Annotated in this window: 24 protein-coding genes; 20 read left to right on the top strand and 4 right to left on the bottom strand. The window is 65.2% G+C overall.

Translation table 11 applies throughout. The features are described from left to right. Positions 1–17: 17 nt before the first annotated feature. Together KB879_RS26825 and KB879_RS26820 are read right to left on the bottom strand one after the other, a co-directional pair. Positions 18–770, bottom strand: a complete 753-nt coding sequence (locus tag KB879_RS26825) for an anti-sigma factor domain-containing protein (RefSeq protein WP_211980161.1) — start codon at positions 768–770, stop codon at positions 18–20. Beyond that, the gene (locus tag KB879_RS26820) at positions 767–1,363 is read right to left on the bottom strand and encodes a sigma-70 family RNA polymerase sigma factor (RefSeq protein WP_013957760.1); all 597 of its coding nucleotides are present in this window, start codon (positions 1,361–1,363) and stop codon (positions 767–769) included. Before KB879_RS26820 ends, KB879_RS26825 begins: the two co-directional genes overlap by 4 nt. 160 nt (positions 1,364–1,523) lie before the next feature. Here KB879_RS26820 and KB879_RS26815 point away from each other — a divergent pair, with 160 nt between their 5' ends. Next, positions 1,524–2,150: a ferritin-like domain-containing protein gene (locus KB879_RS26815; protein WP_211980160.1), complete on the top strand. Its 627-nt coding sequence runs from the start codon at positions 1,524–1,526 to the stop codon at positions 2,148–2,150. Between the two features lie 102 nt (positions 2,151–2,252). Here KB879_RS26815 and ppc read toward each other — a convergent pair whose 3' ends face one another. After that, positions 2,253–5,291 carry a phosphoenolpyruvate carboxylase gene (gene ppc, locus KB879_RS26810; RefSeq protein ID WP_211980159.1) on the bottom strand — a complete coding sequence of 1,013 codons (3,039 nt, stop codon included), beginning with the start codon at positions 5,289–5,291 and terminating at the stop codon, positions 2,253–2,255. Between the two features lie 77 nt (positions 5,292–5,368). On the opposite strand from ppc, the gene hemC reads away from it, so the two are divergent. The 10 genes from hemC (at position 5,369) to KB879_RS26760 (ending at position 15,441) form a co-directional block, all read left to right on the top strand. After that, complete coding sequence (gene hemC / locus KB879_RS26805) at positions 5,369–6,382, top strand: hydroxymethylbilane synthase (protein WP_211980158.1); 1,014 nt, start codon at positions 5,369–5,371, stop codon at positions 6,380–6,382. Between the two features lie 9 nt (positions 6,383–6,391). Beyond that, positions 6,392–8,512 carry a fused uroporphyrinogen-III synthase HemD/membrane protein HemX gene (gene hemDX, locus KB879_RS26800; protein ID WP_211980157.1) on the top strand — a complete coding sequence of 707 codons (2,121 nt, stop codon included), beginning with the start codon at positions 6,392–6,394 and terminating at the stop codon, positions 8,510–8,512. A 4-nt stretch (positions 8,513–8,516) separates the two neighbouring features. Continuing rightward, positions 8,517–9,707, top strand: a complete 1,191-nt coding sequence (locus KB879_RS26795) for a heme biosynthesis protein HemY (protein WP_211980156.1) — start codon at positions 8,517–8,519, stop codon at positions 9,705–9,707. A 160-nt stretch (positions 9,708–9,867) separates the two neighbouring features. After that, positions 9,868–10,575, top strand: coding sequence for a pseudouridine synthase (locus KB879_RS26790; protein WP_211980155.1), 708 nt, complete (start codon positions 9,868–9,870; stop codon positions 10,573–10,575). A 102-nt stretch (positions 10,576–10,677) separates the two neighbouring features. Then, positions 10,678–11,250, top strand: a complete 573-nt coding sequence (locus KB879_RS26785) for a YqgE/AlgH family protein (RefSeq protein ID WP_035816620.1) — start codon at positions 10,678–10,680, stop codon at positions 11,248–11,250. Further along, complete coding sequence (gene ruvX, locus KB879_RS26780; RefSeq protein WP_010813827.1) at positions 11,243–11,668, top strand: Holliday junction resolvase RuvX; 426 nt, start codon at positions 11,243–11,245, stop codon at positions 11,666–11,668. Before KB879_RS26785 ends, ruvX begins: the two co-directional genes overlap by 8 nt. Continuing rightward, entirely contained in the window at positions 11,665–12,201 is a 537-nt protein-coding gene (gene pyrR, locus KB879_RS26775) for a bifunctional pyr operon transcriptional regulator/uracil phosphoribosyltransferase PyrR (RefSeq protein ID WP_153955900.1), read from the top strand. The genes ruvX and pyrR overlap by 4 nt, the downstream gene beginning before the upstream one ends. 89 nt (positions 12,202–12,290) lie before the next feature. Beyond that, positions 12,291–13,265, top strand: a complete 975-nt coding sequence (locus tag KB879_RS26770) for an aspartate carbamoyltransferase catalytic subunit (RefSeq protein WP_013957750.1) — start codon at positions 12,291–12,293, stop codon at positions 13,263–13,265. A 62-nt stretch (positions 13,266–13,327) separates the two neighbouring features. Further along, positions 13,328–14,611, top strand: coding sequence for a dihydroorotase (locus tag KB879_RS26765; protein WP_211980154.1), 1,284 nt, complete (start codon positions 13,328–13,330; stop codon positions 14,609–14,611). Then, positions 14,608–15,441, top strand: coding sequence for a 1-acyl-sn-glycerol-3-phosphate acyltransferase (locus KB879_RS26760; protein ID WP_211980153.1), 834 nt, complete (start codon positions 14,608–14,610; stop codon positions 15,439–15,441). Before KB879_RS26765 ends, KB879_RS26760 begins: the two co-directional genes overlap by 4 nt. 38 nt (positions 15,442–15,479) lie before the next feature. Here the strand turns inward: KB879_RS26760 and KB879_RS26755 are convergent, their stop codons facing one another. Then, entirely contained in the window at positions 15,480–16,328 is an 849-nt protein-coding gene (locus KB879_RS26755; RefSeq protein ID WP_211980152.1) for a symmetrical bis(5'-nucleosyl)-tetraphosphatase, read from the bottom strand. A 257-nt stretch (positions 16,329–16,585) separates the two neighbouring features. On the opposite strand from KB879_RS26755, the gene rfbB reads away from it, so the two are divergent. From rfbB to KB879_RS26710, 9 genes are all read left to right on the top strand, one after another. After that, positions 16,586–17,650, top strand: coding sequence for a dTDP-glucose 4,6-dehydratase (gene rfbB, locus KB879_RS26750; RefSeq protein WP_211980151.1), 1,065 nt, complete (start codon positions 16,586–16,588; stop codon positions 17,648–17,650). Beyond that, a complete protein-coding gene (gene rfbD / locus KB879_RS26745) occupies positions 17,640–18,557 on the top strand; it encodes a dTDP-4-dehydrorhamnose reductase (protein WP_211980150.1) in 918 nt (305 codons plus the stop codon). Before rfbB ends, rfbD begins: the two co-directional genes overlap by 11 nt. Positions 18,558–18,565: 8 nt before the next feature. Continuing rightward, positions 18,566–19,444, top strand: coding sequence for a glucose-1-phosphate thymidylyltransferase RfbA (rfbA, locus tag KB879_RS26740; protein ID WP_211980149.1), 879 nt, complete (start codon positions 18,566–18,568; stop codon positions 19,442–19,444). Further along, on the top strand, positions 19,444–20,007 hold the full coding sequence (gene rfbC / locus KB879_RS26735; protein WP_211980148.1) for a dTDP-4-dehydrorhamnose 3,5-epimerase: 564 nt from the start codon (positions 19,444–19,446) through the stop codon (positions 20,005–20,007). The genes rfbA and rfbC overlap by 1 nt, the downstream gene beginning before the upstream one ends. A 69-nt stretch (positions 20,008–20,076) precedes the next feature. Beyond that, entirely contained in the window at positions 20,077–21,210 is a 1,134-nt protein-coding gene (locus tag KB879_RS26730; RefSeq protein WP_211982319.1) for a glycosyltransferase family 4 protein, read from the top strand. 119 nt (positions 21,211–21,329) lie between these two features. Beyond that, complete coding sequence (locus KB879_RS26725; protein ID WP_211982317.1) at positions 21,330–22,745, top strand: mannose-1-phosphate guanylyltransferase/mannose-6-phosphate isomerase; 1,416 nt, start codon at positions 21,330–21,332, stop codon at positions 22,743–22,745. A gap of 14 nt (positions 22,746–22,759) precedes the next feature. Continuing rightward, positions 22,760–23,890: a GDP-mannose 4,6-dehydratase gene (gene gmd / locus KB879_RS26720; RefSeq protein WP_211980147.1), complete on the top strand. Its 1,131-nt coding sequence runs from the start codon at positions 22,760–22,762 to the stop codon at positions 23,888–23,890. Between the two features lie 7 nt (positions 23,891–23,897). Further along, on the top strand, positions 23,898–24,836 hold the full coding sequence (locus tag KB879_RS26715; protein ID WP_211980146.1) for a GDP-L-fucose synthase: 939 nt from the start codon (positions 23,898–23,900) through the stop codon (positions 24,834–24,836). Between the two features lie 44 nt (positions 24,837–24,880). Next, positions 24,881–25,711 (top strand): ABC transporter permease, encoded by an 831-nt coding sequence (locus tag KB879_RS26710; protein ID WP_211980145.1) that lies wholly within the window; start codon positions 24,881–24,883, stop codon positions 25,709–25,711.

Below are 25,711 nucleotides of genomic sequence, written 5' to 3'. Positions count from 1 at the left end.
CACGGCAGCGCCGATCATCAGAGCCGGCTGTGGATCACCGGCCCCTTGAACACCACCGGGCCGCTTGGCCCATCGGCATTGGGCGAGCCGCCCGGCGGCTCGATGCTGACCGCCAGCGCGGGCACCGCCGCGGGCAACCGCGCCAGCGCCAGCCGGGCTTCGGGTGCCCGGCCGATCACGCCCAGCGACTGCGGCTTGCTGCCCGCAGGCAGCGCCCACAGCTGCAATACCTGCTGGTCGCTCAGGGCCAGGTGATCCAGGCGGCGCACGATCAGGCTGCGTGCGCCGGCATCCCACGACACCAGCATCGCAGGCTGGGCACGGTCGTCGTTCAGCACGGCGACGACCTCGGCCGGCGCCGTCTGATCCTGCCGGGCCAGCTGGATGCCGATGCCGACGGCCAGCACCGCCACTATGGCCATTGCCGCCGCGGCGCCACGCCAGAAGACCGGGGCCGACCACAGGCGCTGCCACCAGCCGTCCGCGGGACGGGTGTCACGGGCCGAGCGCGTCGGCCGACTGGCAGGATCAGCCACCTTCCAGCCGAGGCGATCCTCGATCCCGCACCACACCTTGTCGACCGGCTCGGCGGCCGCCTGCAACTCAGCCACGCCCGCGAGCCGCGCCTGCCAGCGGTGGATCGCGGCGCGCACCGCGGGCTCTTCGCGCGCGAGTTGTTCCAGGCGGCGCCGTGCGCCGCCGCGCAGCACCCCCAGCGCGTACTGCGCGGCGATGCGGTCGAGCAGGTCGGGATGGCTGGCCAGCTTCATGCCGCGCCCTCCATGCAGCTGCGCAGTCGTTCCAGGCCGCGCCGGATCCAGGACTTGACCGTCCCCAGCGGCGCGCGCAGCCGGGCGGCCAGCTCGGCGTGGCTCAGGTCCTGCAGGTAGGCCAGCATGATGGCCTGGCGCTGCGGCTGCTCGAGGCGCTGCAGGCAGCGGTTGAGCGCGCGTGCCTGCTGGCTGGCATCGGCCAGTTCCGCGGGGCCGGCCGCGTCGTCGGCCAGCCATTCGCCCAGGTCTTCGTCAAGCTCGACAGTCTGCCCGACGCGTGCCGCGGTTGCCCGGCGCAGGCAGTCCAGCGCGCGGTTGCGCACGATCGCGGTCATCCAGGTCATCGGCGCGGCCAGGTGCGGCCGGTAGTCGCCGGCGTGGTGCCAGATGCTGACAAAGCTTTCCTGCACGACATCCTCCGCCCAATCGCGCCTGCCAGTGATACGCAGCGCAAGGCCAAACAGTTTCGTCGCGGTGAGGTCATAGAGGCCGCGCAGCGCCTGCCGCTCGCCGATGGCCACGGCCTGGAGCAGGGCCGCAAGGCGCTCGGCGCCGGGCGGCGCGGCGTAGGTTTCGGTGGAAGGGGACACCGGAGAAGGGGGCACCGGGGCGTCTCGCGAAAGGGTGTTGCCGGATTATAGGCACGACCTTGCATCCGATTGGCCCCGGCGTGCGTATCAGGTGGCAGGCGCACGATGGCGGCCCCGGGCTGCGGGCCGCGGCGCCGTTGATCCCACACAGGAGAACACCATGGAACGCATGCGCACGACTGCCGCCACGGCAGATCCGACCGATTCCCGTGACCGCATTGTGACCGCACCCGATGCGCGCCGCCGCGGGCTGCTCAAGGCGCCGGGGCTGTTCGCGCTGGGCTCGCTGGCCGTCATCAGCCTTGGCGAGTCCATGCCGGCCTGGGCGCAGACCCAGTCGGGCAGCACCAGGGACGACATCAATATCCTGAACACCGCGCTGGGGCTGGAATACCAGGCGATCGCCGCCTACCAGGTCGGCGCGGAAAGCGGCCTGCTGCAAAAGCCGGTGCTTGCCACCGCGGTCAAGTTCCAGGACCACCACAAGGCGCACGCGCAGGTGCTGGCCGGGACAGTGTCGAAGCTGGGCGGCACGCCGGTGGTGGCGAAGAAGGCGTCGGAATACACCTTCCCGACTGAAAAGCTGAAGACCCAGGCCGATGTGCTGCGTTTTGCCGCGGGACTGGAGAGGGGCGCCACCGCCGCCTACCTGGGCGTGCTGCCGAACTTCCACAACCGCGAACTGACCCGCGCCGCCGGCAGCATCCTCGGGGACGAGGCGATGCACTGGGCGGTGCTGCTGCACGCGCTGGGTGAAGATCCGGTGCCGGGGGCGTTTGTGGGGTGAGGGGTCAGACTGGCGCCATTTGAAAAAGCTGCCGCCCGATGTGGACGCGCCCCTCTGCCGCACGCGGGAGAGGGGCGCAAACCGGCAGCACTCTGACGCCAATCAGCCCGTATTGCGCAGGCCCGCCGCGACCCCGTTGATGGTCAGGTGGATGCCGCGCCGCACCCGGATGTCATCGCCATCCTTGCCCGAGCGGAAACGCTTGAGCAGCTCGACCTGCAAGTGGTTCAGCGGGTCGAGGTAGGCAAAGCGGTTCTTGATCGAGCGCGCCAGCAGCGGGTTGTCCGCCAGCCGTTCCTGGTGGCCGGTGACCAGTGTCAGCATCTCGCAGGTCAGGTGCCATTCCTTGCTGATGCGGTTGAACACGGTGCGGCGCAGGGCCGCGTCGTCGCACAGCTGGGCGTAGCGCGAGGCCACGGCCAGGTCGGTCTTGGCCAGCACCATGTCCATGTTGGACAGCAGCGTCGAGAAGAACGGCCAGGTCTTGACCATGCGGCGCAGCGTGGTCACGGCCAGCTTGCGCGCCTTGTCGTCCGGCGCAGTGTCCAGCAGCGACTTGACCGCGCTGCCGAAGCCGTACCAGCCCGGCAGCAGCAGCCGGCACTGGCCCCACGAGAAGCCCCACGGAATCGCGCGCAGGTCTTCGATGCGGCGGTTCTTCTTGTCCATCAGCTTGCGCGAGGCCGGGCGCGAACCCAGGTTCAGGTCGGCGATCTCGGTGATCGGCGTGGTGGCGAAGAAGTAGTCCTTGAAGCCCGGGGTCTCGTAGACCAGGTCGCGGTAGGCGGTGAAGGCGCGGTCCGACAGCTGCTGCATGACGGCCTCGAAGGTGTCCAGCTCCCTGGGCGCATTCTGCTGCGGCAGCAGCGAGGCTTCCAGCGTGGCCGCGACCACTGTCTCCAGGTTGCGCCGGCCGATCTCGGCGTTGGCGAACTTGCTGTTGATGATCTCGCCCTGCTCGGTCAGCCGGATCTGGCCGTTCACCGTGCCCGGCGGCTGCGACAGGATGGCCTGGTAGGTCGGGCCGCCGCCGCGGCCGACGGTGCCGCCGCGGCCGTGGAACAGGCGCAGCTTGACCTGGCGCTGCTCGAACAGCTGCACCAGCGCCAGCTCGGCCTTGTACAGCTCCCAGGTGGAGGTCAGGAAGCCGCCGTCCTTGTTCGAGTCCGAGTAGCCGAGCATCACTTCCTGCTCGACGCCATGGTGCGCGATCACCGAATCGAAGCCCGGCAGGTCCAGCAGCGACTGCATGATGCCGGCGGCGTTGCGCAAGTCCTCGATGGTCTCGAACAGCGGGATCACCATCAGCTCCATGCGCGCCGGGTCGGTCTTGCTGCCCAGCGTGCCCTGCAGCATGCCGGATTCCTTCTGCAGCAGCATCACTTCGACCAGGTCCGACAGCGTCTCGGTGTGCGAGATGATGTAGTTGCGCGCAATGCGCTTGCCATAGCGCGCGCGCAGCTCGCGCGCGGCGGCGAAGATCGCCAGTTCCTTGCGGGTCTGCTCAGAGTACTCGTGCCACGGCAGCGTCAGCAGGCGCGGCTGGCGCAGCTCGGCCAGCAGCAGTTCCAGCTTGCGCGCCTCGGGCAGGGCGGCGTAGTCGGGGGCGATGCCGGCGGCGGCGAACAGCTCGGCGATGACCGCCTCGTGCACGTCCGAGACCTGGCGCATGTCGACCGATGCCAGGTGGAAGCCGAACACGCCGATGGCGCGCGCCAGCGCGTCGATGCGGCCATTGGCCAGCGCCTGGCCATGGTTGGCGCGCAGCGAGTCGACCACCACCTGCACGTCGGCGGCAAAGGCCTTGGCACTGTCATAGGGCTCGGCCGGCGCCACCGGGCGGCGCGGCACGGCGTGGCCGGTCAGCGCCTTGCTGGTTGCGGCCAGGCGCGCGTAGATGCCGATCAGCGCACGGCGGTAGGGCTCGTCGGCGCGATGCTCGGAGTGGTCGGGCGAGCGCTCGGCCAGCGCCAGCAGTTCCGGGCTGGCGTCGACCATCAGCGTGGACATCGACAGCTCCGCGCCCAGCGCATGGACTTCGTCCAGGTACCAGTCGATGATCATCTGCCCCTGCTGGCTGGCGGCGTGCTCCAGCGTCTCGGCGGTGACGTTGGGGTTGCCGTCGCGGTCGCCGCCGATCCAGGAGCCCATCTGCAGGAACGGCGCCAGCGGCGCCGGCTGTGCGCCGGGGGTGCCCTTGCGCTTGCGCGTGGCCGGGAACACCGCGGCGATGTCTTCTTCCAGTTCGCTCATCAGCTGCGGAATGCCGCGCAGGAAGCAGGTGCGGTAGTACGACAGCGCATTTTCGATTTCGTCGGCCACCGTCAGGCGCGAATCGCGCAGCATGCGGGTCTGCCACAGCGTGGTGACCTTGGCGCGCAGCTGCGCGGTGTTGTGCTCGCGCTCGCGCGCGGTCATCGGCAGGTCGCGCTCGGCCAGCAGGCGGGCGATCTCGCGCTCGGCGTCGAGAATACTCTTGCGCTGGACTTCGGTCGGGTGCGCGGTCAGCACCGGCACGATCAGGGCCTCGTCCAGGAACTTGCGCAGCTGCTTGCCGGTCACGCCGGCGGCGTCGATCGCCTCCAGCGCGTGGGCCAGGCTGCCCGCCTGCGGCGGCGAGCCGGCCAGCGCGTGCACGCGGCGGCGGCGGTTGTGGTGCTGGTCCTCGGCGATATTGGCCAGGTGCGAGAAATAGCTGAACGCGCGCACGACCTGGTTGGTCTGGTCGCGCGACAGGCGCTTGAGCAGGCGGTCCAGCTCCGCGCCGGCGGCGCGGTCGTTCTCGCGGCGGAAGCGCACCGCGGTCTGGCGGATGGTTTCGACCACCTCGAAGGCTGCGTCGCCTTCCTGTTCGCGCAGGCATTCGCCCAGCAGGCGGCCCAGGAAGCGGATGTCCTCGCGCAGCGGCACGTCCTTGTCGGCGGTGCGGCGGGCGGTGGGGGCGATGGCGGTTCCGTTGCTCGACACGATGGAAAGCTTGGGCTTGGGGGAACGTTTGGTCCCGCTGCGGGTGGCGGGGCGTTTCGATTCGGTGGTGGATGCGCCGTTTGCGTCACCTTGGCCGGCGCCGAGGGCAGGGCTTTGGTCTTTCGCAGCCGGGGCGGTCCGCCGGCCGTTGGGGCGCGCAGCATGCTGCGTCATGCAATCTCCTCGTTCTGCTTCTCTAAGCTTATCTATTGGTGCGGAGGGGCTATTGGGGCGCGTGCTACCATTGGCGCATGTCGTCTGCCACCCTGTCTTCCTCTACCGCTGTCGTGTCTCGCAATCTTCCGCAAAAGCTCGTCATTGCCTCCCGAGAGAGCCGTCTGGCCCTGTGGCAGGCAGAACATGTGCGTGCTGCGTTGCAACAATACTATCCCGCGTGCAACGTGTCCATTCTTGGCATGACGACGCGCGGAGACCAGATTCTAGACCGTACGCTGTCCAAAGTCGGCGGCAAGGGTTTGTTTGTCAAAGAACTGGAGTTCGCGATGGACGAAGGCCGGGCAGACCTGGCGGTGCATTCGCTCAAGGATGTGCCGATGGAGTTGCCCGAAGGCTTCGCCCTGACCGCGGTGATGGAACGCGAGGATCCGCGCGACGCGCTGGTGTCTTCCGCCTACGCCTCGCTGGACGAGATGCCGGCCGGCACCGTGGTTGGCACCTCCAGCCTGCGCCGTGAAGCCGCGCTGCGCAGCCGCTACCCGCAACTGGTGATCAAGCCGCTGCGCGGGAACTTGGACACGCGGCTGGGCAAGCTGGATCGCGGCGAATACGGCGCCATCATCCTGGCCGCCGCCGGCCTCAAGCGCCTGGGCCTGGGCGAGCGAATCCGCGCGCTGATCCCGATCGAGGTGTCGCTGCCGGCCGCAGGCCAGGGCGCCCTCGGCATCGAGATCCCGGCGAACCGCCCTGAACTGGCGCAATGGCTGGCAACCCTGAACCACCAGCCGACGGCGCTGGCAGTAGCCGCCGAGCGCGCTGTGTCGCGCATGCTGGGCGGCTCGTGCCAGGTGCCGCTGGCCGCCCATGCGCGCTGGGAAGGCGATCAGCTGAAGCTGGACGCCTTTGTCGCCTTGCCCGATGGCACGCGCGCCATCCGCGCTGCCGCGTCCGGACCGGCTGCTGACCTGGCCGCCGCCGAAGCGCTGGGCCAGGCCTGCGCGCGCGACCTGCTGGCGCAGGGTGCCGAAGCCATCCTCGCGGCACTGGCCGATTCTGGCGATCCCGCCGGCTCCCAAGCTCCTGCCTGAGGCTGCCCCATGCCCAGCCCGACCGTCGTTGTCACACGACCCGCCGGGCAGTCCCGGCAACTGACCGAGGCGCTGCAGGCCGCGGGCCTGGACGTACTCAGCTTTCCCTTGCTGGCCATCGGCCCGGCCGCTGACGACGCGCCGCTGCGCGCGGCACTGGCGCGGCTGGACATCTTTGCGCTGGTGGTCTTTGTCAGTCCCAATGCCATTACCTACGCGCTCGACGCGCTGGCCGGCGTGCAGGGCGCGTCCGTGGCCCAATGGCCGGCGCAGGTGCCGGTGGCGGTGGTCGGGCCGGCCAGCGTCGCCGCCCTGGCCGAGCGCGGCATCACGCCGCCCGCGTGCCGGGTGATTGCGCCCGCGGGCGCTGCCGCGAACGGGCAGGGCGCCGATGACGCCGCGCCGGAGGCCGAAGCACTGCGCTTTGATTCCGAGGCCCTGTGGGCCCGGCTTGATCCCGCCGCGCTGGCGGGCAAGCCGGTCCTGATCATCCGCGGCAACGGCGGGCGCGACTGGCTGGGCGACCGCCTGCGCGAGGCCGGTGCCCAGGTCGAGGCCATCGAGGCCTACCAGCGCACGCTGCCCGAACCCAGCGCCATGCAGTGGCAGGCCGTGCGCGACAACCTGCGTCCCGGCGCGGCGCCGCATGCGTGGCTCCTAACCAGTTCTGAAGCGGTGCGCAACCTTGACGCGCTGGCACGCCAGCATCTGTCGCCTGAGGAAGACGCTACCCTGCGGCAGGTGCAGTGCATCGCGCCGCATGCGAGAATCGCCGAACAGGCGCTGGCGCTGGGCTTCCCCCATATCCTGCGTGCCGCTCCGGGCGATGCCGGCCTGCTGGCGGCGTGCCTGCAGTGGGCCGATGCCCATGCCGGTCCGGCGCCGGCAAGCATGGCCAGCGCGGCAACCGAAGCCAGCCCGCCCAGCGCCAAAGCCGAAGCGCCGCCGGCCCCTGTGCCGGACGCAGCAGTTCCCGCAACGTCAACGAAGGTCGAACGCGTGACGCAAGAAACCACGTCCTCCTCCGCTACGCCGCCGCCCACGGCGGCCTCCGCAGCATCGGCGCAAGCCGCGCCCGCGCCGGGTCCCGCTACCCCCGCTGCTCCCAGTGCAGCCTCACGGCGGTCCGCTGCGTTGTGGGCGCTGGTCGCCGTGCTGGTGGTGGCAACGGCTGGCGGCTTCTGGTGGCTGCAGCAGCGCGTTGACCACCTGACCGGCGAGCTGGCGCGCCGCCAGCAAAGCAACGATGCGCTGGTGCAGGAGTCGCGCGTGCTGACCCGCAACGCGCAGGACACGGTCAAGGAACTGCAGGCCAAGGTCGGTGCGCTGGAGAACCAGGTCAGCGAGACCCGCGACAAGCAGGTGGCGCTGGAACAGGTCTACCAGGACCTGATGCGCAACCGCGACGACTGGGAAATCGCCGAGATCCAGCAGCTGCTGACCAGTGCCGGCCAGCAACTGCAACTGACCGGCAACGTGCAGGTGGCGCTGGCCGCGCTGCAAAGCGCCGACGCCCGCCTGGCGCGCGCCGACAAGCCGCAATACAACCTGCTGCGCCGCGCGATCGCGCGCGATGTCGCGCGCATGAAGGCGGTGCCCGACACCGACCTGACCGGCGCCGCAATCAAGCTGGACGAGGCCATCAACCAGGTCGACGCACTGCCGCTGCTGTCCAGCGAACGCATGCTGGAACGCAGCGAGGCGGACGCCCGCAAGGGTGCCGCCGGCAACGGTGCCAGCGCGCCGGCCGCCGCCAACGGCACGGGTCCGGGCTGGTTCACGCGCCTGTGGGACTACCTGCGCGAGGAACTGGCGCAGGTGGTCCGCATCCGCAAGGTCGACGACGCCGAGGCGCTGCTGCTGTCTGGCGATCAGGGCTGGTTCCTGCGCGAGAACGTCAAGCTGCGCCTGCTCAATGCGCGCCTGGCATTGCTGTCGCGCAACGAACCCGTGTTCCGCAATGATCTGGCCGCCGCGCAGGCGATGATCAGCCGCTATTTCGATACCAAGTCGCGCCGGGTGCAGGGGGTGCTGACGCTGCTGCGGCAGGCGCAGGCGGGGGCGGTCACGGTGCAGCTGCCGACCATGTCCGAAAGCCTGGGCGCGCTGCATGCCCTGAAGAAGGAGTAAGCCCATGCGCCTTCTGTTCTGGGTTGCGGTCCTGTTTGGCGGCGCCGTCGGGCTGGCCCTGTTCACGCAGTTCAACCACAGCAATGTGGTGCTGTTCTATCCGCCGTACCGCGTCGAGTTGTCGCTGAACCTCGCGCTGGCCTTGCTGCTGCTGCTGTTCTTCGTGGTGTGGACGGTGATGTCCACCGTCCGCCATCTGGCCGACATGCCGCGCCGCGCCGCCGCCTACCGCGAGCGCAGCCGCATGAGCAAGGCACAGGCGGCGCTGCGCGAGTCGATCGAAAACCTGTTTGCCGGCCGCTTCGCCCGCGCCGAGCGCGCCGCGCGCGAGGCGCAGTCCTGGGACGACCAGGCCCAGACCGCCGCGCTGATCGGCGCCCGCGCCGCGCACCGGATGCAGGAAACCGAGCGGCGCGACGCCTGGATGTCGCAGGTCACCGACCCCGAGCGCGAGCAGGCACGGCTGGTGTCGATGGCCGAGTTGCTGGTCGATGCCCGCGACGCCGACGGCGCGCTGGAAACCATCGCCCAGCTGCAGTCGCAGGGTGCGCGCCAGATCCACGTGCAGCGCATCGCGCTGCGCGCGCACCAGCACCTGAAGAACTGGACCGAGGTGCTGCGCCTGGCGCGCTCGCTGGAAAAGCGCAACGCGCTGCATCCGGTGCTGGCGCTGCGGCTCAAGCAGATGGCCGTCGAAGCCATGCTGGACGAGCGCCGCCACGACGCCGACGCGCTGTCTGAGTTCTGGCGCTCGCTGTCCGCCGACGAGCGCCGCGCCACCCGCATCGCCGAGCCCGCCGCACGCTACTTCGCTGCGCTGGGCCGGCAGAACGAGGCCCGCCGCATCATCGAAGACGCGCTCAAGGTCAACTGGGACAGCCGCCTGGTGCTGCGCTATGCAGATTGCGCCGTTCCCGGCCACGCGCTGCCGCAGATCCAGCAGGCCGAGAAATGGCTGGCGACGCATCCCGCCGACGCCGACCTCTACTACACGCTGGGCGTGCTATGCCTGGGCGAGAAGCTGTGGGGCAAGGCCCAGTCCAGCTTCGAGCGCGCGCTGAAATATGCCGAGCCCGACCAGCAGCGCCGCCTGCGCGTGCGCACGCACCTGGCGCTGGCTCGACTCTTCGAGGAAACCGAGCGCTTCGACGACGCGCAGCGGCATTATCGCGAAAGCGCGATGCTGGCGGCCTGAGGATTTCAGGCGCTCGCGAACTCTCCGCTGACAACGCCTGCATACTGACGGTTTGCTCTCCTCCCCCGTTTGCGGGAGGGGGAACACACAAACGGTTGCCCAGAGCTCCGTGGCGCTTGTCATCCCGAGCCATCAACCATCCTTACGTACTTTCCATTCCATGACACTCGACCGCATCCTCCAATCCCAGGGCTTTGGCACGCGCCGGTACTGCGGCGACCTGATCGCCGCCGGGCTGGTCGAGGTCAACGGCGAACTGTGCGAAGACCCGCGCGCACAGTTTGAAGTCGACGGCTTGCGGCTCACTGTAGACGGCGAGGAATGGCTGGCCTGCACCAAGGCCTACCTGATGCTGAACAAGCCCACCGGTTATGAGTGCTCGCAGCGTCCGCGCCATCATCCCAGCGTCTACAACCTGCTGCCGGTGCCGCTGCGCCAGCGTGAAGTGCAGGCCGTGGGGCGGCTGGACCACGACACCACCGGGCTGCTGCTGCTGACCGACGATGGCCAGTTCATCCACGCCCAGACCTCGCCCAAGCGCAAGGTGCCCAAGATCTATGAAGTGACGACTGCCGAGCCGGTCACGCCGGAGCAGGCCCAAGCGCTGTGCAGTGGCGTGCAGCTGCTCGACGAACCGGCACCGATCGCGGCAGAAGCGTGTGAGATCACCGGCGAACGCAGCCTGCGGCTGACCCTGGTGCAAGGCAAGTATCATCAGGTCAAGCGCATGGTGGCGGCGGCCGGCAACCATGTCAGCGCGCTGCATCGCAGCGCCATTGGCGGCCTGCAGCTCGATCCGGCCCTGGCCGAAGGCGAGTGGCGATGGCTGACGGCGCAAGAGCTGGCCGCGCTGACCGGCAAGGATTGAGCCAAATGGCAACACCAGACCGTGGCCGGGCGCTCATTGCTGCACTGCAGCGTCCGCCAATCTTTTCCGGAAGACCCCCGGCGATTTGATAAAATGCAAGGCATGGCGAAGCCCGAAGCACCTATCAATCTGACCAATCAGTTCCTGATTGCCATGCCTGGCATGGCCGATCCGACTTTTTCGGGTTCCGTCGTCTATATCTGCGAACACAATGATCGTGGCGCGCTCGGGCTGGTGATCAACCGGCCCATCGACATCGACATGGCCACGCTGTTCGACAAGATCGACCTCAAGCTTGAAATCCAGCCAGTCGCGCACCAGCCGGTCTACTTCGGCGGCCCGGTGCAGACCGAGCGCGGCTTCGTGCTGCACGACCCGGTGGGCGTCTATGTCTCGTCGCTGGCCGTGCCCGGCGGGCTGGAAATGACCACCTCCAAGGACGTGCTGGAGGCTGTGGCCAACGGCAGCGGCCCGCACCGCTTCCTGCTGACGCTGGGTTACTCCGGCTGGGGTGCCGGCCAGCTGGAGGAAGAGCTCAGCCGCAACGGCTGGCTGACGGTCCAGGCCGACCCCGAAATCATCTTCAGCGTGCCGCCCGACGAGCGCTTCGCCGCCGCCATCCGGCTGCTGGGCATCGACTTCACCATGCTGTCGGGCGAGGCCGGGCATGCCTGATGCCGTGGGGCGTGAACTGCCCCGCGACGGCACGGTCCTGGCATTCGACTACGGCGAAAAAAAAATCGGCGTCGCGCTGGGCAACTTCATCACGCGCGAGGCGCGTGCGCTGACCATCCTCCCCAATATCACCGTGGAAGGCCGCTTTGAGGCCGTGGCGGCGCTTATCCAGGAGTGGAACCCGGTGCAGCTGATCGTCGGCATGCCGGTCAACCCTGAAGGGGGCGAGCAGCCCTCGATGAAGCTGGCGCGGCGTTTCGGCAACCAGCTCAATGGCCGCTTCGGCCTGCCGGTGGAGTGGGTGGATGAGCGCTATACCTCGCGCGCCGCGTCGATGGCCGGCGCCCGCCGCGGCGAGCTCGATGCCGAGGCCGCCCGCATCATCCTGCAACAGTATTTCGACCAATTCCCGCTATGACGCAGATTCCCGTTCCCGACGCCGAGTCGCTGTACCGCAAGCTGCTGGACCAGGCCCAGGCGTTGATCCCCGAGGCCGAGCGCGCGCGCTGGTCGGTGGCCGGCATCTACTCAGGCGGCGCGTGGATCGCCGCGCGGCTGGCTGCCGACCTGAAGCTGCCCGAGCATGGCGTGATCAACGTTGCCTTCCATCGCGACGACTATGCCAAGAAGGGCCTGCACAGCCAGGCCCAGCCGACCACGCTGCCGTTTTCGGTGGATGATCGCAATATCCTGCTGATCGATGATGTGCTGGCCACGGGCCGCACCATCCGTGCCGCCGTCAACGAGCTGTTCGACTACGGCCGTCCCGCGCGCGTGGCGCTGGGCGTGCTGGTCGACCGCGGCGGGCGCCAGCTGCCGATTGCCGCCGACCTGACTGCCGCCGAGATGGCGCTGCCGCCCGGCACCACGCTGGTGCTTTCGCGCCAGGGCGAGGGCGCCGGCGCGCAATTCGCCTTTGCGACCGAACCTACCGATTCCGCCACCGGCTGAACCGGCCCGAATGCCCCAGGCGCGCAGTGCGCGCCTGACCCCAGCTCCGAGACCAGACCACCCCGTTTCTTGCCCGCGCCCGACCAGCCATGACCAAGACGTTCCGCAACCCGCAGCTCACCAAGAACGGCGAACTGAAGCACCTGCTGTCGATCGAGGGGTTGTCGCGTGACATGATCACGCACATCCTCGACACCGCCAGCCAGTTCGTATCGCTGTCCGACTCAGACCGCGATGTCAAGAAGGTGCCGCTGCTGCGCGGCAAGAGCGTGTTCAACCTGTTCTTCGAGAACTCCACCCGCACCCGCACCACCTTCGAGATCGCCGCCAAGCGGCTGTCGGCGGACGTGCTGAACCTGAACATCAACGCCTCGTCGACCAGCAAGGGCGAGTCGCTGCTGGACACCATCAACAACCTGTCGGCGATGTCCGCCGACATGTTCGTGGTGCGCCATGCCAGCTCGGGTGCACCTTACCTGATCGCCGAGCACGTCGCGCCGCACGTGCACGTGATCAACGCCGGCGACGGCCGCCACGCGCATCCGACGCAAGGCCTGCTGGACATGTACACGATCCGGCACTTCAAGAAGGACTTCACCAACCTGACGGTGGCCATCGTCGGCGACATCCTGCACTCGCGCGTGGCACGCTCCGACATCCACGCGCTGACCACGCTGGGAGTGCCCGAAGTGCGCGCGATTGGCCCGCGCACGCTGCTGCCGTCGGGACTGGAGCAGATGGGTGTGCGCGTCTTCCACAACATGGAAGAGGGCCTGAAGGGCGTGGACGTGGTCATCATGCTGCGGCTGCAGAACGAGCGCATGAGCGGCGCGCTGCTGCCGTCGGCGCAGGAATACTTCAAGGCCTACGGCCTCACGCCGGAGCGCCTGGCACTGGCCAATCGCGACGCCATCGTGATGCACCCGGGCCCCATGAACCGCGGCGTCGAGATCGACTCTGCCGTGGCCGACGGCCCGCAGTCCGTGATCCTGAACCAGGTGACCTTCGGCATCGCCGTGCGCATGGCGGTGATGGGCATCGTGGCGGGAAATAGCGACGAATGACGCGGTCGAGCGACACGAGCCAGAACACACTGAACCAGCCAAGCGACACGACAAGCCAAGCTATGAAGATTCACATCAAGGGCGGCCGCCTGATCGATCCGGCCAGCCACACCGACGCCGCGCAGGACCTCTACATCGCCGCCGGTAAGATCGTCGGCGTGGGTAGCGCCCCGGCGGACTTCACCGCCAACAAGACCATCGATGCCAGCGGCCTGATCGTGTGCCCCGGCCTGGTCGACCTCTCCGCGCGCCTGCGCGAGCCGGGCTACGAATACAAGGCCACGCTCGAATCCGAAGTGGCCGCCGCCACTGCCGGCGGCGTGACCAGCCTGGTCTGCCCGCCCGATACCGATCCGGTGCTCGATGAGCCCGGCCTGGTGGAAATGCTGAAATTCCGCGCCCGCACCCTGAACCAGACCCACGTGTACCCGCTGGGCGCGCTCACGCTGGGCCTCAAGGGTGAGACCCTGACCGAGATGAACCAGCTGACCGAAGCCGGCTGCGTCGGCTTCAGCCAGGCTGAGGCCCCGGTGCATAACACCCAGGTGCTGCTGCGCGCGCTGCAATACGCACAGACCTTCGGCTTCACCGTCTGGCTGCGCCCGGAAGACCCCTTCCTTGGCGGCGGCGTGGCCGCCAGCGGCGCGGTGGCGTCGCGCCTGGGCCTGTCCGGCGTGTCAGTGATCGCCGAAACCGTGCGCCTGCACACCATCTTCGAACTGATGCGCAGCACCGGCGCGCGCGTGCACCTGTGCCGCCTGTCGTCCGCGGCCGGGCTGGAGCTGGTGCGCCAGGCCAAGCGCGAAGGCCTGGCCGTGACCTGCGACGTCAACATCCACCACGTCGCGCTGACCGACATGGATATCGGCTACTTCAATTCTCAGATGCGCTTCTCGCCGCCGCTGCGCAGCCCGCGCGACCGCGACGCCATCGTCGCCGCGCTGGCCGACGGCACCATCGACGCCCTGTGCTCAGATCACACCCCGGTCGACGACGACGAGAAGCTGCTGCCGTTCGCCGAGGCATCGCCAGGCGCAACCGGCCTGGAACTGCTGCTGCCGCTGACCCTGCGCTGGGCCGCCGAGCACAAGGTCCCGCTGGCACAGGCACTGGCCCGCATCACAGCCGAACCCGCCCGCGTGATCGGCCTCAAGGCCGGCACCCTGGCCGTAGGCAGCGCCGCCGATGTGTGCGTATTCGATCCCAAGCAAGTCTGGAAGGTCGACCGCCGCTCCATCAAGAGCCAGGGCAAGAACTCGCCGTGGCTCGGCTACGAGATGGAAGGCAAGGTCCGCATGACCCTGGTCGGCGGGCAAGTCGTCTACGGAAACCACGCCCACGCATGATCTGGCTGCGCAAGACCGCGCTGGTGCTGCACCTGCTGCGTGGGCTGGTGACCTGCGCCTTGCTGTTCCCGTGGCTGGGTGTGCGCACGCGCGAGTGGCATATCCGCCGCTGGTCGCGGCGGTTGCTGCGGATTTGCGGGGTGGAGGTCGAGGTGGTGGATGCCACCGGCACAGCGTCGCACGGTGCCGGCCGCCAGGGCGCGATGGTGGTTTCCAACCACATTTCGTGGCTGGATATCTACGTCATCCACAGTTGGCAGCCGGTGCGCTTCGTCGCCAAGTCGGAGATACGCGACTGGCCGCTGATTGGGTGGCTGTGCGGCAAGACGGGAACGATCTTCATCGAACGGGCGCGCAAACGCGATGCTCACCGCGTGCTGCACGACATCACCGACGTGATGCTGCAGGGCGACCTCGTCGGCGTGTTCCCCGAAGGCACCACGACCGACGGCACCGAGGTGCTGCCGTTCCACGCCAACCTGATGCAGGCGCCGATTTCTGGCGGGTTACCGGTGCAGCCCCTGGGGCTGAACTACCTCGATGCCGCTACGGGTCAACCGACGCTTGCCGCCGCCTACATCGGCGAGACCACACTGCTGCAGTCGCTGGAAGCGGTCTTGCGCGCGCCCAGGATCAAGGCCAGATTGGTAATCGGGCCTGCGCTGATGCCGGCCTCCGGAGACCGCCGCGAGCTTGCGAACTCCGCCAGGGAGGTGGTCGCCCACCTCAGCCAGGGCGCGCCGGAACACGCTGCCGCCGCGGCCCGACGGCTGAATCACCCCGTCGAGCCCGGCGGCGTACCCCAGCCAAGCTCCGCTGCCATCAGCTAGTAGCCGTCCTGTCGTCCCCGCCAACGCGGGATTGCCAGTCAGGCCAGCGGGTCACAATATTGCGGGCAATCAACCTGAACGACGGCCCGTTCGGCAGGATCCTGTGCCAACCGGGCCGCTGTCAGCTTGCCACCCCAGACGCAGCCCGTATCCAGCGCCATCAGATTCGGCCGCATCACCAGGCCCAGCGTCGACCAATGGCCGCATACCACCGTCACATCCCCGGTACGCCGCCCCGGCACGTCGAACCATGGCATGAACCCGTCCGGCGCCTTGCCCAGGCCTTCCTTGGTCTTGAAGTCCATCACCCCATCAACAGTGCAGTAGCGCAGCCGGGTGAGGGCGTTGATCACAACCCGGTGGCGTTCGATGCCGCGCAGGCCGTTGTGCCAGCGGTCGGCGGCGTTGCCGAAGATGTCGGCGAGGAAGCCTTGCCAGTTAGGGCCTTGGAGTTGGTCTTCGACTTCGCGGGCGAGGTCGATGACTTGGGTGGCGGTCCATTGGGGGAGGGCGCCGGCGTGGACCAGGAGGAAGTTGTTTTCCAGCAGGGCCAGGGGGCGGTGGCGGAGCCAGGTGAGTAGATCCTCACAATCGGGGGCGGTGAGGATGTCGTCCAGGGTGTCGGATTTGCCCTTCTTGCGCACGCCTGCGGCGACGGCGAGGAGGTGGATGTCGTGGTTGCCGAGGACGGTTTCGGCGCGCGGGGCCATGGCATGGATGGTGCGCAACGTTGCTAGTGAGGCCGGCCCGCGGTTTACCAGGTCGCCGATTAAGCGGAGAGGGGCATCTGGCGGCAGAGCCCCAAGAAGAGAGCCAAGGGATGGGGCGCAGCCCTGAAGGTCGCCGATGGCGAAGGGGGTATCTGTCAAGGGTCGATTAAGGGGCATTGAGAATTGCCAGATATATGTGGATGGGCGGGGAAGTGCCAGAACGCGCATTCTCCAGAGATCACATAATTGATTTGGCGAATCGTTACAAGACGCTACAAAAAGTTAGGTAATGGGCCGGGGGAGAGGCTCGGGGTCAGATAGAATATCGCCACTTCCACAAGGACTTAAGGATTCCGCCAGCCATCATAGGAACGGGCGGACGGCCGACTTTTGTCGGCAACTCGAAACATATCGAAGGCAGGGGAGCAAGCATTTTGTCGCACATTTTGGTCACGGGCGGGGCGGGGTTTATCGGCGCCAATTTTGTCCTCAACTGGCTGGCACAGCCAGGGGCGGACAGCATTGTCAACGTCGACAAGCTGACGTATGCCGGCAATCTCAAGACGCTGGCATCGCTGGACGGCGATGCACGCCACGTCTTTGCCCAAACGGATATCTGTGACCGTGCCGCCCTGGATCGCCTGCTGACAGAGTACAAGCCGCGCGCGGTTGTGCATTTTGCTGCGGAAAGCCATGTCGACCGGTCCATCCACGGTCCGGCTGAATTCATTCAGACCAACATCGTGGGAACCTTCACGCTGCTCGAGGCCGTGCGCGCCTACTGGGGGGGGGTGGACGGGGCCGCGCAGGCCGGTTTTCGCTTTCTGCACGTCTCCACCGACGAGGTTTTCGGCTCCCTCGGGCCGCAGGATCCTCAATTTTCTGAAGCAACCCCCTACGCTCCGAACAGCCCGTACTCCGCTTCGAAGGCCGCCTCCGACCACCTGGTCCGCGCCTACCACCATACCTACGGTCTGCCGGTGCTGACAACGAACTGCTCGAACAACTACGGCCCATATCATTTCCCGGAAAAGCTGATTCCGCTCATGATCACCAACGCGCTGTCGGGTAAGGCCCTGCCCGTGTATGGCGATGGCCAGAATGTGCGCGACTGGCTGTATGTGGAGGATCACTGCGGCGCCATCCGGGAAGTGCTTGCACGGGGCCGCCTGGGTGAGACGTACAACGTGGGCGGTTGGAACGAGAAAACCAACCTTGATGTGGTGCACATATTGTGCAACCTGCTCGACGAACTGAAGCCCAAGGCCGCGGGTTCCTATCGCGATCAGATCACGTTCGTGAAGGATCGGCCGGGCCATGATCGCCGATACGCCATCGATGCCAGCAAGCTCGAGCGCGAACTGAACTGGCGACCTGCCGAGACATTTGAGACCGGCCTGCGCAAGACCGTGTTGTGGTATCTGGATAACCAGGCATGGGTGCAAGACGTGATCTCGGGCGGGTACCGAAACTGGGTAGCCAAGCAATATGCTGCATAAGCAACCTCTGGCGCCTACTATTCTTGTAACAGGAAGCAACGGGCAAGTCGGTTTCGAACTGCGTCGCAGTCTGGCCACACTTGGTCATGTTATAGCGCTGGATCGTGGTGTATGCGATCTGGGGGAACCAGATGCCGTACGGGCGCTGGTGCGTCGGATCCGTCCTGCCGTGATTGTCAATGCCGCTGCCTATACGGCGGTGGACAAGGCCGAATCCGAGGCCGAGCTCGCATTCGCTATAAACGGCGTGGCACCCGGAGTGCTGGCTGAGGAGGCGCGCTCGCTGGGCAGTCTGTTGGTGCACTATTCCACGGACTACGTTTTTTCCGGCACTGGTGACAAGCCTTACGAGGAAACCGATGATGTCGGACCGCTGTCTGTCTATGGCAAGAGCAAGCTCGCAGGTGAGCTGGCGGTTGCCGGGGCGGGTGCTCCGGCAATCGTGCTGCGCACTAGCTGGCTAGCGGGGGCGCACGGCGAAAATTTTGTGCGGACCATGCTTCAGCGGGGCCGCGAGCGCGATACGCTGCGTGTGGTCAACGACCAGTTCGGTGCCCCCACGACGGCGTCGTTGGTCGCCGATGTGACCGCTCGCATCATCGACCGGGCGTGGCTGCACGGAAACCGTGCTGCGTTTCCGTCGGGCATTTACCACCTGGCAGCCGCAGGCGAGACATCGTGGCATGGCTATGGCACCGAAGTGTTGCGCTACGCGGCCGGCAAGGGCGTGGTGCTGAAAGTTGATCCGGATGGAATCGAGGCGATCCCCGCGACGGCCTTGCCGCGTGCTGCGCCGCGGCCGGCCAATTCGCGTCTGAATACACGCAAGCTGCGCGAGACGTTTGACATTCACCTTCCGGAGTGGCGATCGGGCGTGCATTACCTGATCGATCAGATCCTTTCCTGATACTACCCATGCGCAAAGGAATTATTCTGGCCGGAGGCTCCGGCACGCGCCTCTACCCGATCACACGATCGGTCTCGAAGCAACTGCTGCCTGTCTACGATAAGCCAATGATCTACTACCCGCTGTCGACGTTGATGCTGGCGGGTATTCGCGACATCCTCATCATCTCGACACCGGAAGACACGCCGCGCTTTACCGAGATGCTTGGAGACGGCTCCAGATGGGGTCTTAGCCTGCAGTACGCGGTACAGCCATCACCGGACGGCTTGGCGCAGGCCTTCATCATTGGCCGTGATTTCGTGGGAAATGATCCGTCGACGCTGATCCTAGGCGACAATATTTTCCATGGCCATGCCCTGATTCGGCAATTGAAGGAAGTGTCCTCCCGACAAGCTGGCGCCACTGTGTTTGCGTACCACGTGCATGACCCCGAGCGCTATGGCGTGGTCGAGTTTGACAAGGAGTTCCGTGCGCTGTCGCTCGAGGAAAAGCCCATGGAGCCCCGCTCCAACTACGCGGTGACCGGGCTGTACTTCTACGACAATCAAGTTTGCGATATCGCGGCCGATATTCGTCCATCTGCGCGTGGCGAGCTCGAGATCACTGACGTGAATAAATGCTATCTCGAGATGGCGCAACTCGAGGTCGAGGTCCTCGGGCGCGGTTACGCCTGGCTGGATACGGGCACCTACGACTCGCTGCTGGAGGCGGCAAGTTTCATTGCCACCGTGCAGAAGCGGCAGGGACTGATGGTTGCGTGTCCGGAGGAAATCGCCTTTCGAAACAAGTGGATCGGTGCGGAGGCAGTCGAGCAGATGGCCAATGGCTTGGCGAAGAACTCGTACGGGCAGTATCTGCACAGCCTGCTGGCGGAGGGATACAGGTAATGGATCAGCAGCCTGGCCTGACGGCTACGCCGACCTCGATCCCCGATGTTCTGATTCTTGAGCCTCGAGTGTTTCAGGATGAACGCGGTCATTTTCTGGAGAGCTTCAACGAGCGCGTCTTCGAGCGCGCAACCGGCATTCGCCGCAAGTTCGTCCAGGACAATGAGTCGAGGTCCGTGCGTAACGTGCTCAGGGGGCTCCACTACCAGACGCGCAAACCGCAAGGCAAGCTGGTGCATGTGATGGCCGGCGAGATATTTGATGTTGCAGTGGACCTTCGCAAGGCTTCGCCGACTTTTGGAAGGTGGGTGGGTGTGACATTGTCGGCGCAGAATTTCCGGCAACTCTGGATTCCGGAGGGTTTCGCGCACGGCTTCATGGTGACATCCGACTATGCAGACGTGCTGTACAAGATGACGGACTACTATGATCCGCAGTTCGAATTTGCAATCGCATGGAATGATGCCGACGTCGGCATAGCCTGGCCGGCTACCAAAGGCCTGATCCTGCATGCCCGCGATGCTGCAGCGCCGCTGCTGCGCGACGTCGCGAGCCCGTTCTAGGGTGACGTCGTGACACAAGATTGCTTGCGACAATCCGGTGATGGACATCGTACGCTCACACACGGAGCAATCCGTGACGTACAGGCGCGCCGGGCCATCCTGTTCTGTGCAAACACTGCGTGGTCGATGTACCAGTTCCGCCGGGGGTTGCTTGCCTCGCTGATCCGCGATGGCTACGAAGTTCACGTGGTGGCGCCAGAGGATCCGGAGGTCGCCGCGCTGAGGGCAATGGGGTGTATCGTCCATCCGCTGACGATGTCCGCACAGGGCCGCAATCCTTTTCAGGACATCCGGCTGGTGGCCACGCTTCTGGCCCTCTACCTGCGTGTGAGGCCGGCGCTGATTTTTCACTACACCATCAAGCCAAACATCTATGGCTCGATTGCGGCGCGGTTGGCTGGCATCCGTTCGATCGCGGTGACGACCGGGCTGGGATACGTATTCATCAACAAGGGGCTGGTGTCGATCCTTAGCAAAATGCTGTATCGCATTGCACTCCGGTTTTCAGGACAGGTCTGGTTTCTCAATCAGGAAGACCGGCTGGCCTTCGTATCGGCACGCCTTGTGGACGGAAAGAAGTGCACGGTATTGCCGGGTGAGGGCATCGATCTCGATTTCTTCGCCCCTGTTGCGGACGTGAATGAGCCGGCACCCGATCAATTCTGCTTCCTGCTGATTGCGCGGATGCTGTGGGACAAGGGCGTTGGCGAATATGTGGCCGCCGCGCGTGCGTTGAAAGCCAAATACCGGCACGTGCGCTTTCAGATGGTGGGCCCGGCGGGTGGCGAGAGTCCCAGTGCGATACCGCAAAGCCAGGTCGATGCCTGGGTGAAGGAAGGCGTCGTCGAATACCTGGGCACGGTCCGGGACATTCGCCCGGTGATCGGTGCGGCCAGTTGCGTGGTGTTGCCTTCCTATCGGGAAGGCATTCCCCGCGCACTACTCGAAGCCGCCGCCATGGAACGGCCGATAGTAGCCACTGCGGTACCCGGGTGCGTGGATGTGGTGGATCACGAAGAGACAGGGCTGCTATGCCGGGAGCGGGATCCGCGAGACCTGGCCGCCAAGATGGAAGCGATGATGGAGCGCGACCGTGAAGGATGGCGTCGTATGGGTGTTGCCGGTCGTGCCAAGATGCAGTCCAGTTTCGACGAGAAATTTATTATTGAGCATTATCGGAATGTGATTCATGCCCTGGTCTAGTCGGGGCAGATAACGTATGAATTGGCAGCGATCCACGCAAATATGCCCAGCCGGACGGCAAGGTGGCATGGATCATGAATGGATTTTGGAATAGCCGGACGCTGGAGCTTGCGATTTCTATGACTTTTGTTCCTGTGATTCTCTCGGGTGGGGCGGGTACCAGACTGTGGCCGGTGTCCCGTGAGCTTCATCCAAAGCCGTTTATCCGGCTGGCAGGCACACACAGCCTGTTGCAGAAGACGTTTCTGCGGGCCGCTGCACTGCCCGACGTCACCGAAGTGCTGACGGTGACGAATCGTGAACTGTTCTTCAAGACCGAGGATGAGTATCGCGAAGTGAACGACGCAGGCCTGGCGACTTCGTATCTGCTGGAGCCGTTCGGACGGAACACGTCGGGAGCCATCGCTGCAGCGGCCATCGATGTGGCCGAACGCCATGGCGACGATGCCACGCTGCTGATCCTTGCCGCCGATCATGTCATCAAGGATCAGGCCGCCTTTGCGGATGCCATCGCGCAGGCACGCGTCCTGGCGGCGCAGGGACAGCTCGTGACGCTCGGCATTCGTCCGGAAGGTCCGGAAACCGGCTATGGCTATATCGAGGCCGATGGCTCGAAGGTACAGCGGTTCGTTGAAAAGCCGTCGCTGGAGAAGGCCACCGAATATTGCGCCAGCGGCCAGCATTTCTGGAATGCGGGCATATTTTGCTTCCGCGCCGGCACGGTACTGAGCCAGCTCGAAACGCATGCGCCTGACGTGCTGGCAGCAGTACGCGCGTGCATGGCGGCGTCGAAACAACTCCGCGGCGAGAAGCTCACCCAGCGTACGCTGGATGCGCAGACCTTCGAGCAGGCGCCGAATATTTCCATCGACTATGCGTTGATGGAAAAGTCTTCTGATGTCGCCGTCGTCCCCTGCGAAATCGGCTGGAGCGATGTCGGCTCATGGAGCGCGATCAGCGACATGACCGACGCAGACGCCTGCGGCAACAAGGTGGAAGGCGAAGCACTGCTGCATGATTCCGCGAATTGTTATGTGCGCAGTGAAGACCGGCTGGTCAGCCTGGTCGGTACCAACGACCTGATCGTGGTCGACACGGCCGATGCCCTGCTGATCGCCGACAAGTCGCGCGCGCAGGAAGTGAAGGAGATCGTTCGCCAGCTGAATTCCCAGGGTCATTCGGCCAGCAAGATTCATCGCAAGGTACATCGCCCGTGGGGCACCTATACCGTGCTCGAAGGCGGCATGCGATTCAAGATCAAACGCATCGAAGTCAAGCCGGGCGCATCGCTGTCGCTCCAGATGCACTACCACCGTAGCGAGCACTGGATCGTAGTGAGTGGCATGGCAAAGGTCGTCAATGGTGAGAAGGAAATGCTCATCAATACGAACGAGTCCACCTACATTCCGGCAGGAAACCGCCACCGGCTTGAAAACCCGGGCAAGTTGCCGCTGGTCATGATCGAAGTCCAGTGTGGGGATTATCTCGAGGAGGACGACATCGTCCGCTTCGAAGATTCCTATGGCAGAACTTAAGAACAGGATACGCAATGAAGAAGGTCGCGCTTATTACAGGGATTACCGGTCAAGATGGTGCCTACCTCGCAGAGTTTCTGCTGAACAAGGGCTATGAGGTGCATGGCATCAAGCGCCGCGCATCGCTGTTCAATACGGATCGTATTGACCATCTGTATCAGGATCCGCACGTCGATCACCGCAATTTCATCCTGCATTACGGTGACCTGACCGACTCCACGAACCTGATCCGCATCATCCAGCAGGTGCAGCCGGACGAGCTCTACAACCTCGGCGCGCAGTCGCACGTGGCGGTCTCGTTCGACAGCCCCGAATACACGGCTAACAGCGATGCACTTGGCACGCTGCGCCTGCTTGAGGCGATCCGAATCCTAGGCCTGGAAAAGAAGACGCGTTTCTACCAGGCGTCGACGTCGGAGCTCTACGGCCTGGTCCAGGAAATTCCGCAAAAGGAAACCACGCCGTTCTACCCGCGTTCGCCGTACGCGGTGGCCAAGCTCTATGGCTACTGGATTACCGTGAACTACCGCGAGTCGTATGGCATGTATGCCTGCAACGGCATCCTGTTCAACCACGAATCGCCGCTGCGTGGCGAGACCTTTGTCACCCGGAAGATCACGCGCGCCATCAGCCGTATCGCGCTGGGCCTACAGGACTGCCTGTACCTGGGTAACCTGAACAGCCTGCGTGACTGGGGCCACGCCCGCGACTACGTGGAAATGCAGTGGATGATGCTCCAGCAACAGCAGCCCGAGGATTTCGTCATTGCTACCGGTGTGCAGTATTCGGTGCGCGATTTCGTGCGCATCGCCGCTGCCGAACTCGGCATCACGGTGCGCTTCGAAGGCGAAGGTGTCAACGAGATCGGTATCGTCGACAGCGTGGATTCGCAAAGGACCGCCGCCGCTGGCCTGAAGGTTGCCGTGGGCCAGACTATCATCCGCGTGGACCCGCGCTATTTCCGTCCCGCCGAAGTGGAGACACTGCTGGGCGATCCGACCAAGGCCCGCGAGAAGCTGGGCTGGACGCCGCGCACGACCTTTGCAGAGCTGGTCCGCGAAATGGTGGAAGCCGACTTCGACCTGGCACGCCGCGATAGCCTCGTGAAGGAAGCGGGCTTCAAGGCTTTCAATTACCACGAGTAAGCGCGCGATGAATCCTCAAGCCAAGATCTATGTGGCAGGGCACCGCGGTCTGGCGGGCTCGTCGATCGTGCGCCGCCTGCGCGCGGCCGGCTACGACAACCTGGTGCAACGTACGCATGCGGAACTCGACCTGACCGACCAGGCCGCCGTGGAGGCATTCTTCGAGATCGAGCGTCCCGAGTATGTGTTTCTGGCGGCGGCGAAGGTGGGCGGCATCCATGCCAACAACACCTATCCGGCCGAGTTCATCCGCGACAACCTCGCGATCCAGACCAATGTTATTCACTCGGCGTGGAAGAACGGCGCGCGCAAGCTGCTGTTCCTCGGCTCATCATGCATCTATCCGAAGTTCGCGCCGCAGCCGATGCCGGAAAGCTGCCTGCTGACGGGCGAGCTCGAGCCGACCAACGAGTGGTACGCCATTGCCAAGATTGCAGGCATCAAGATGTGCCAGGCATACCGCCGCCAGTACGGCTTCGATGCGATATCGCTGATGCCGACCAACCTCTATGGTCCGGGCGACAACTTCGATCTGGAGAACTCCCACGTGCTGCCGGCGCTGCTGCGCAAGTTCCACGAAGCCAAGACACGTGGCGACGAGGAAGTGGTGGTCTGGGGCACGGGCACGCCGCGTCGCGAGTTCATGCACGTGGACGATCTGGGTGCAGCCGCCGTGTTCCTGATGGAGAACTACTCGGACGAAGGCTTCGTCAATGTGGGTGTTGGCAGCGACGTGTCGATTCGCGAGCTCGCCGATATCGTCAAGGATGTGACGGGCTACCAGGGACGCATCGTGCAGGACCTGAGCAAGCCAGACGGCACGCCGCGCAAGCTGATGGACGTCACCCGGCTGAGCGCGCTTGGCTGGAAGGCGCAAGTCGAATTGCGCGAAGGCGTGGCGCAAACTTACGCGTGGTTCGTCGGGCACTACGCCAAGGCGCAATAATCCATCGGAAGAGGCTGCATGGCAGCACCTGACCAACGAGCAATATGAGTACGGCAGACAACGTTACCTATCTTGAAAGCGGACGTGCCGCCAAGGACTATTGGCGTGACTTCTGGCGCCATCGCGAACTGCTGATGTTCCTGGTCTGGCGCGACATCATCGTGCGCTACAAGCAGACCGTGGTGGGCACGAGCTGGGTCCTGATCCGGCCGTTCCTGACCATGCTGGTGTTCACCTTCGTGTTTGGCAAGGTGGCAAACCTGGCGTCGGGGGACGTGCCGTATTCGCTGGTGGTGTTTACGGGGTTGTTGCCGTGGTTCTTCTTCTCGAGCGCCCTGAGTGAATGCAGCAATTGCCTCATTGGCAATGCCAACCTGCTCGCGAAAATCTACTTCCCGCGATTGATCGTGCCGGTTGGGTCTATCAGCGTATCGATGGTCGATTTCCTGATCACGTTTGTGCTGCTATTCCTGGTCATGGCGTGGTTCAGGTTCATGCCAGGGTGGCAGATCGTATTCGTACCCCTATTCATGGTACTGGCGGTGCTGGTTTCCTTTGGTCTGGGATTGTGGGCGGCAGCGCTGAATGTGCGCTATCGCGATTTCCGCCACCTGATTCCGTTTGTGCTCCAGCTTGGCGTGTATGTTTCGCCGGTCGGATATAGCAGCCAGATTCTGCCCGAGAAATGGCGCCTCGTGTATTCGCTTAACCCGATGGTGGGCGTGATCGATGGTTTTCGATGGTCGATTCTGGGTGGTGACTTCACAATGTACTGGCCTGGCCTGATTATCTCGATCGCTATGAGTGTCACGCTGGTCGGGACCGGCATCTGGTATTTCCGCAAAACGGAATCTACTTTTGCGGATGTGATCTGA

The sequence above is a fragment of the Cupriavidus sp. KK10 genome (genome assembly GCF_018223725.1).
In the GTDB taxonomy this organism is placed as follows: Bacteria; Pseudomonadota; Gammaproteobacteria; order Burkholderiales; family Burkholderiaceae; genus Cupriavidus; species Cupriavidus necator.
Note: the sequence above shows the minus strand (reverse complement) of the source record. Positions and strands in the feature narration are given on the sequence as shown.

Coding starts and splice junctions, on each gene's coding strand:
- KB879_RS26790 (WP_211980155.1), top strand. CDS start 9,868: ATGACACTCGACCGCATCCTCCAATCCCAGGGCTTTGGCACGCGCCGG.
- rfbD (WP_211980150.1), top strand. CDS start 17,640: ATGCTGCATAAGCAACCTCTGGCGCCTACTATTCTTGTAACAGGAAGC.
- KB879_RS26825 (WP_211980161.1), bottom strand. CDS start 770: ATGAAGCTGGCCAGCCATCCCGACCTGCTCGACCGCATCGCCGCGCAG.
- KB879_RS26785 (WP_035816620.1), top strand. CDS start 10,678: ATGGCGAAGCCCGAAGCACCTATCAATCTGACCAATCAGTTCCTGATT.
- hemC (WP_211980158.1), top strand. CDS start 5,369: ATGTCGTCTGCCACCCTGTCTTCCTCTACCGCTGTCGTGTCTCGCAAT.
- KB879_RS26760 (WP_211980153.1), top strand. CDS start 14,608: ATGATCTGGCTGCGCAAGACCGCGCTGGTGCTGCACCTGCTGCGTGGG.
- KB879_RS26755 (WP_211980152.1), bottom strand. CDS start 16,328: ATGCCCCTTAATCGACCCTTGACAGATACCCCCTTCGCCATCGGCGAC.
- hemDX (WP_211980157.1), top strand. CDS start 6,392: ATGCCCAGCCCGACCGTCGTTGTCACACGACCCGCCGGGCAGTCCCGG.
- rfbA (WP_211980149.1), top strand. CDS start 18,566: ATGCGCAAAGGAATTATTCTGGCCGGAGGCTCCGGCACGCGCCTCTAC.
- KB879_RS26715 (WP_211980146.1), top strand. CDS start 23,898: ATGAATCCTCAAGCCAAGATCTATGTGGCAGGGCACCGCGGTCTGGCG.
- KB879_RS26710 (WP_211980145.1), top strand. CDS start 24,881: ATGAGTACGGCAGACAACGTTACCTATCTTGAAAGCGGACGTGCCGCC.
- gmd (WP_211980147.1), top strand. CDS start 22,760: ATGAAGAAGGTCGCGCTTATTACAGGGATTACCGGTCAAGATGGTGCC.
- rfbC (WP_211980148.1), top strand. CDS start 19,444: ATGGATCAGCAGCCTGGCCTGACGGCTACGCCGACCTCGATCCCCGAT.
- ruvX (WP_010813827.1), top strand. CDS start 11,243: ATGCCTGATGCCGTGGGGCGTGAACTGCCCCGCGACGGCACGGTCCTG.
- pyrR (WP_153955900.1), top strand. CDS start 11,665: ATGACGCAGATTCCCGTTCCCGACGCCGAGTCGCTGTACCGCAAGCTG.
- KB879_RS26725 (WP_211982317.1), top strand. CDS start 21,330: ATGACTTTTGTTCCTGTGATTCTCTCGGGTGGGGCGGGTACCAGACTG.
- KB879_RS26795 (WP_211980156.1), top strand. CDS start 8,517: ATGCGCCTTCTGTTCTGGGTTGCGGTCCTGTTTGGCGGCGCCGTCGGG.
- KB879_RS26765 (WP_211980154.1), top strand. CDS start 13,328: ATGAAGATTCACATCAAGGGCGGCCGCCTGATCGATCCGGCCAGCCAC.
- KB879_RS26770 (WP_013957750.1), top strand. CDS start 12,291: ATGACCAAGACGTTCCGCAACCCGCAGCTCACCAAGAACGGCGAACTG.
- ppc (WP_211980159.1), bottom strand. CDS start 5,291: ATGACGCAGCATGCTGCGCGCCCCAACGGCCGGCGGACCGCCCCGGCT.
- KB879_RS26815 (WP_211980160.1), top strand. CDS start 1,524: ATGGAACGCATGCGCACGACTGCCGCCACGGCAGATCCGACCGATTCC.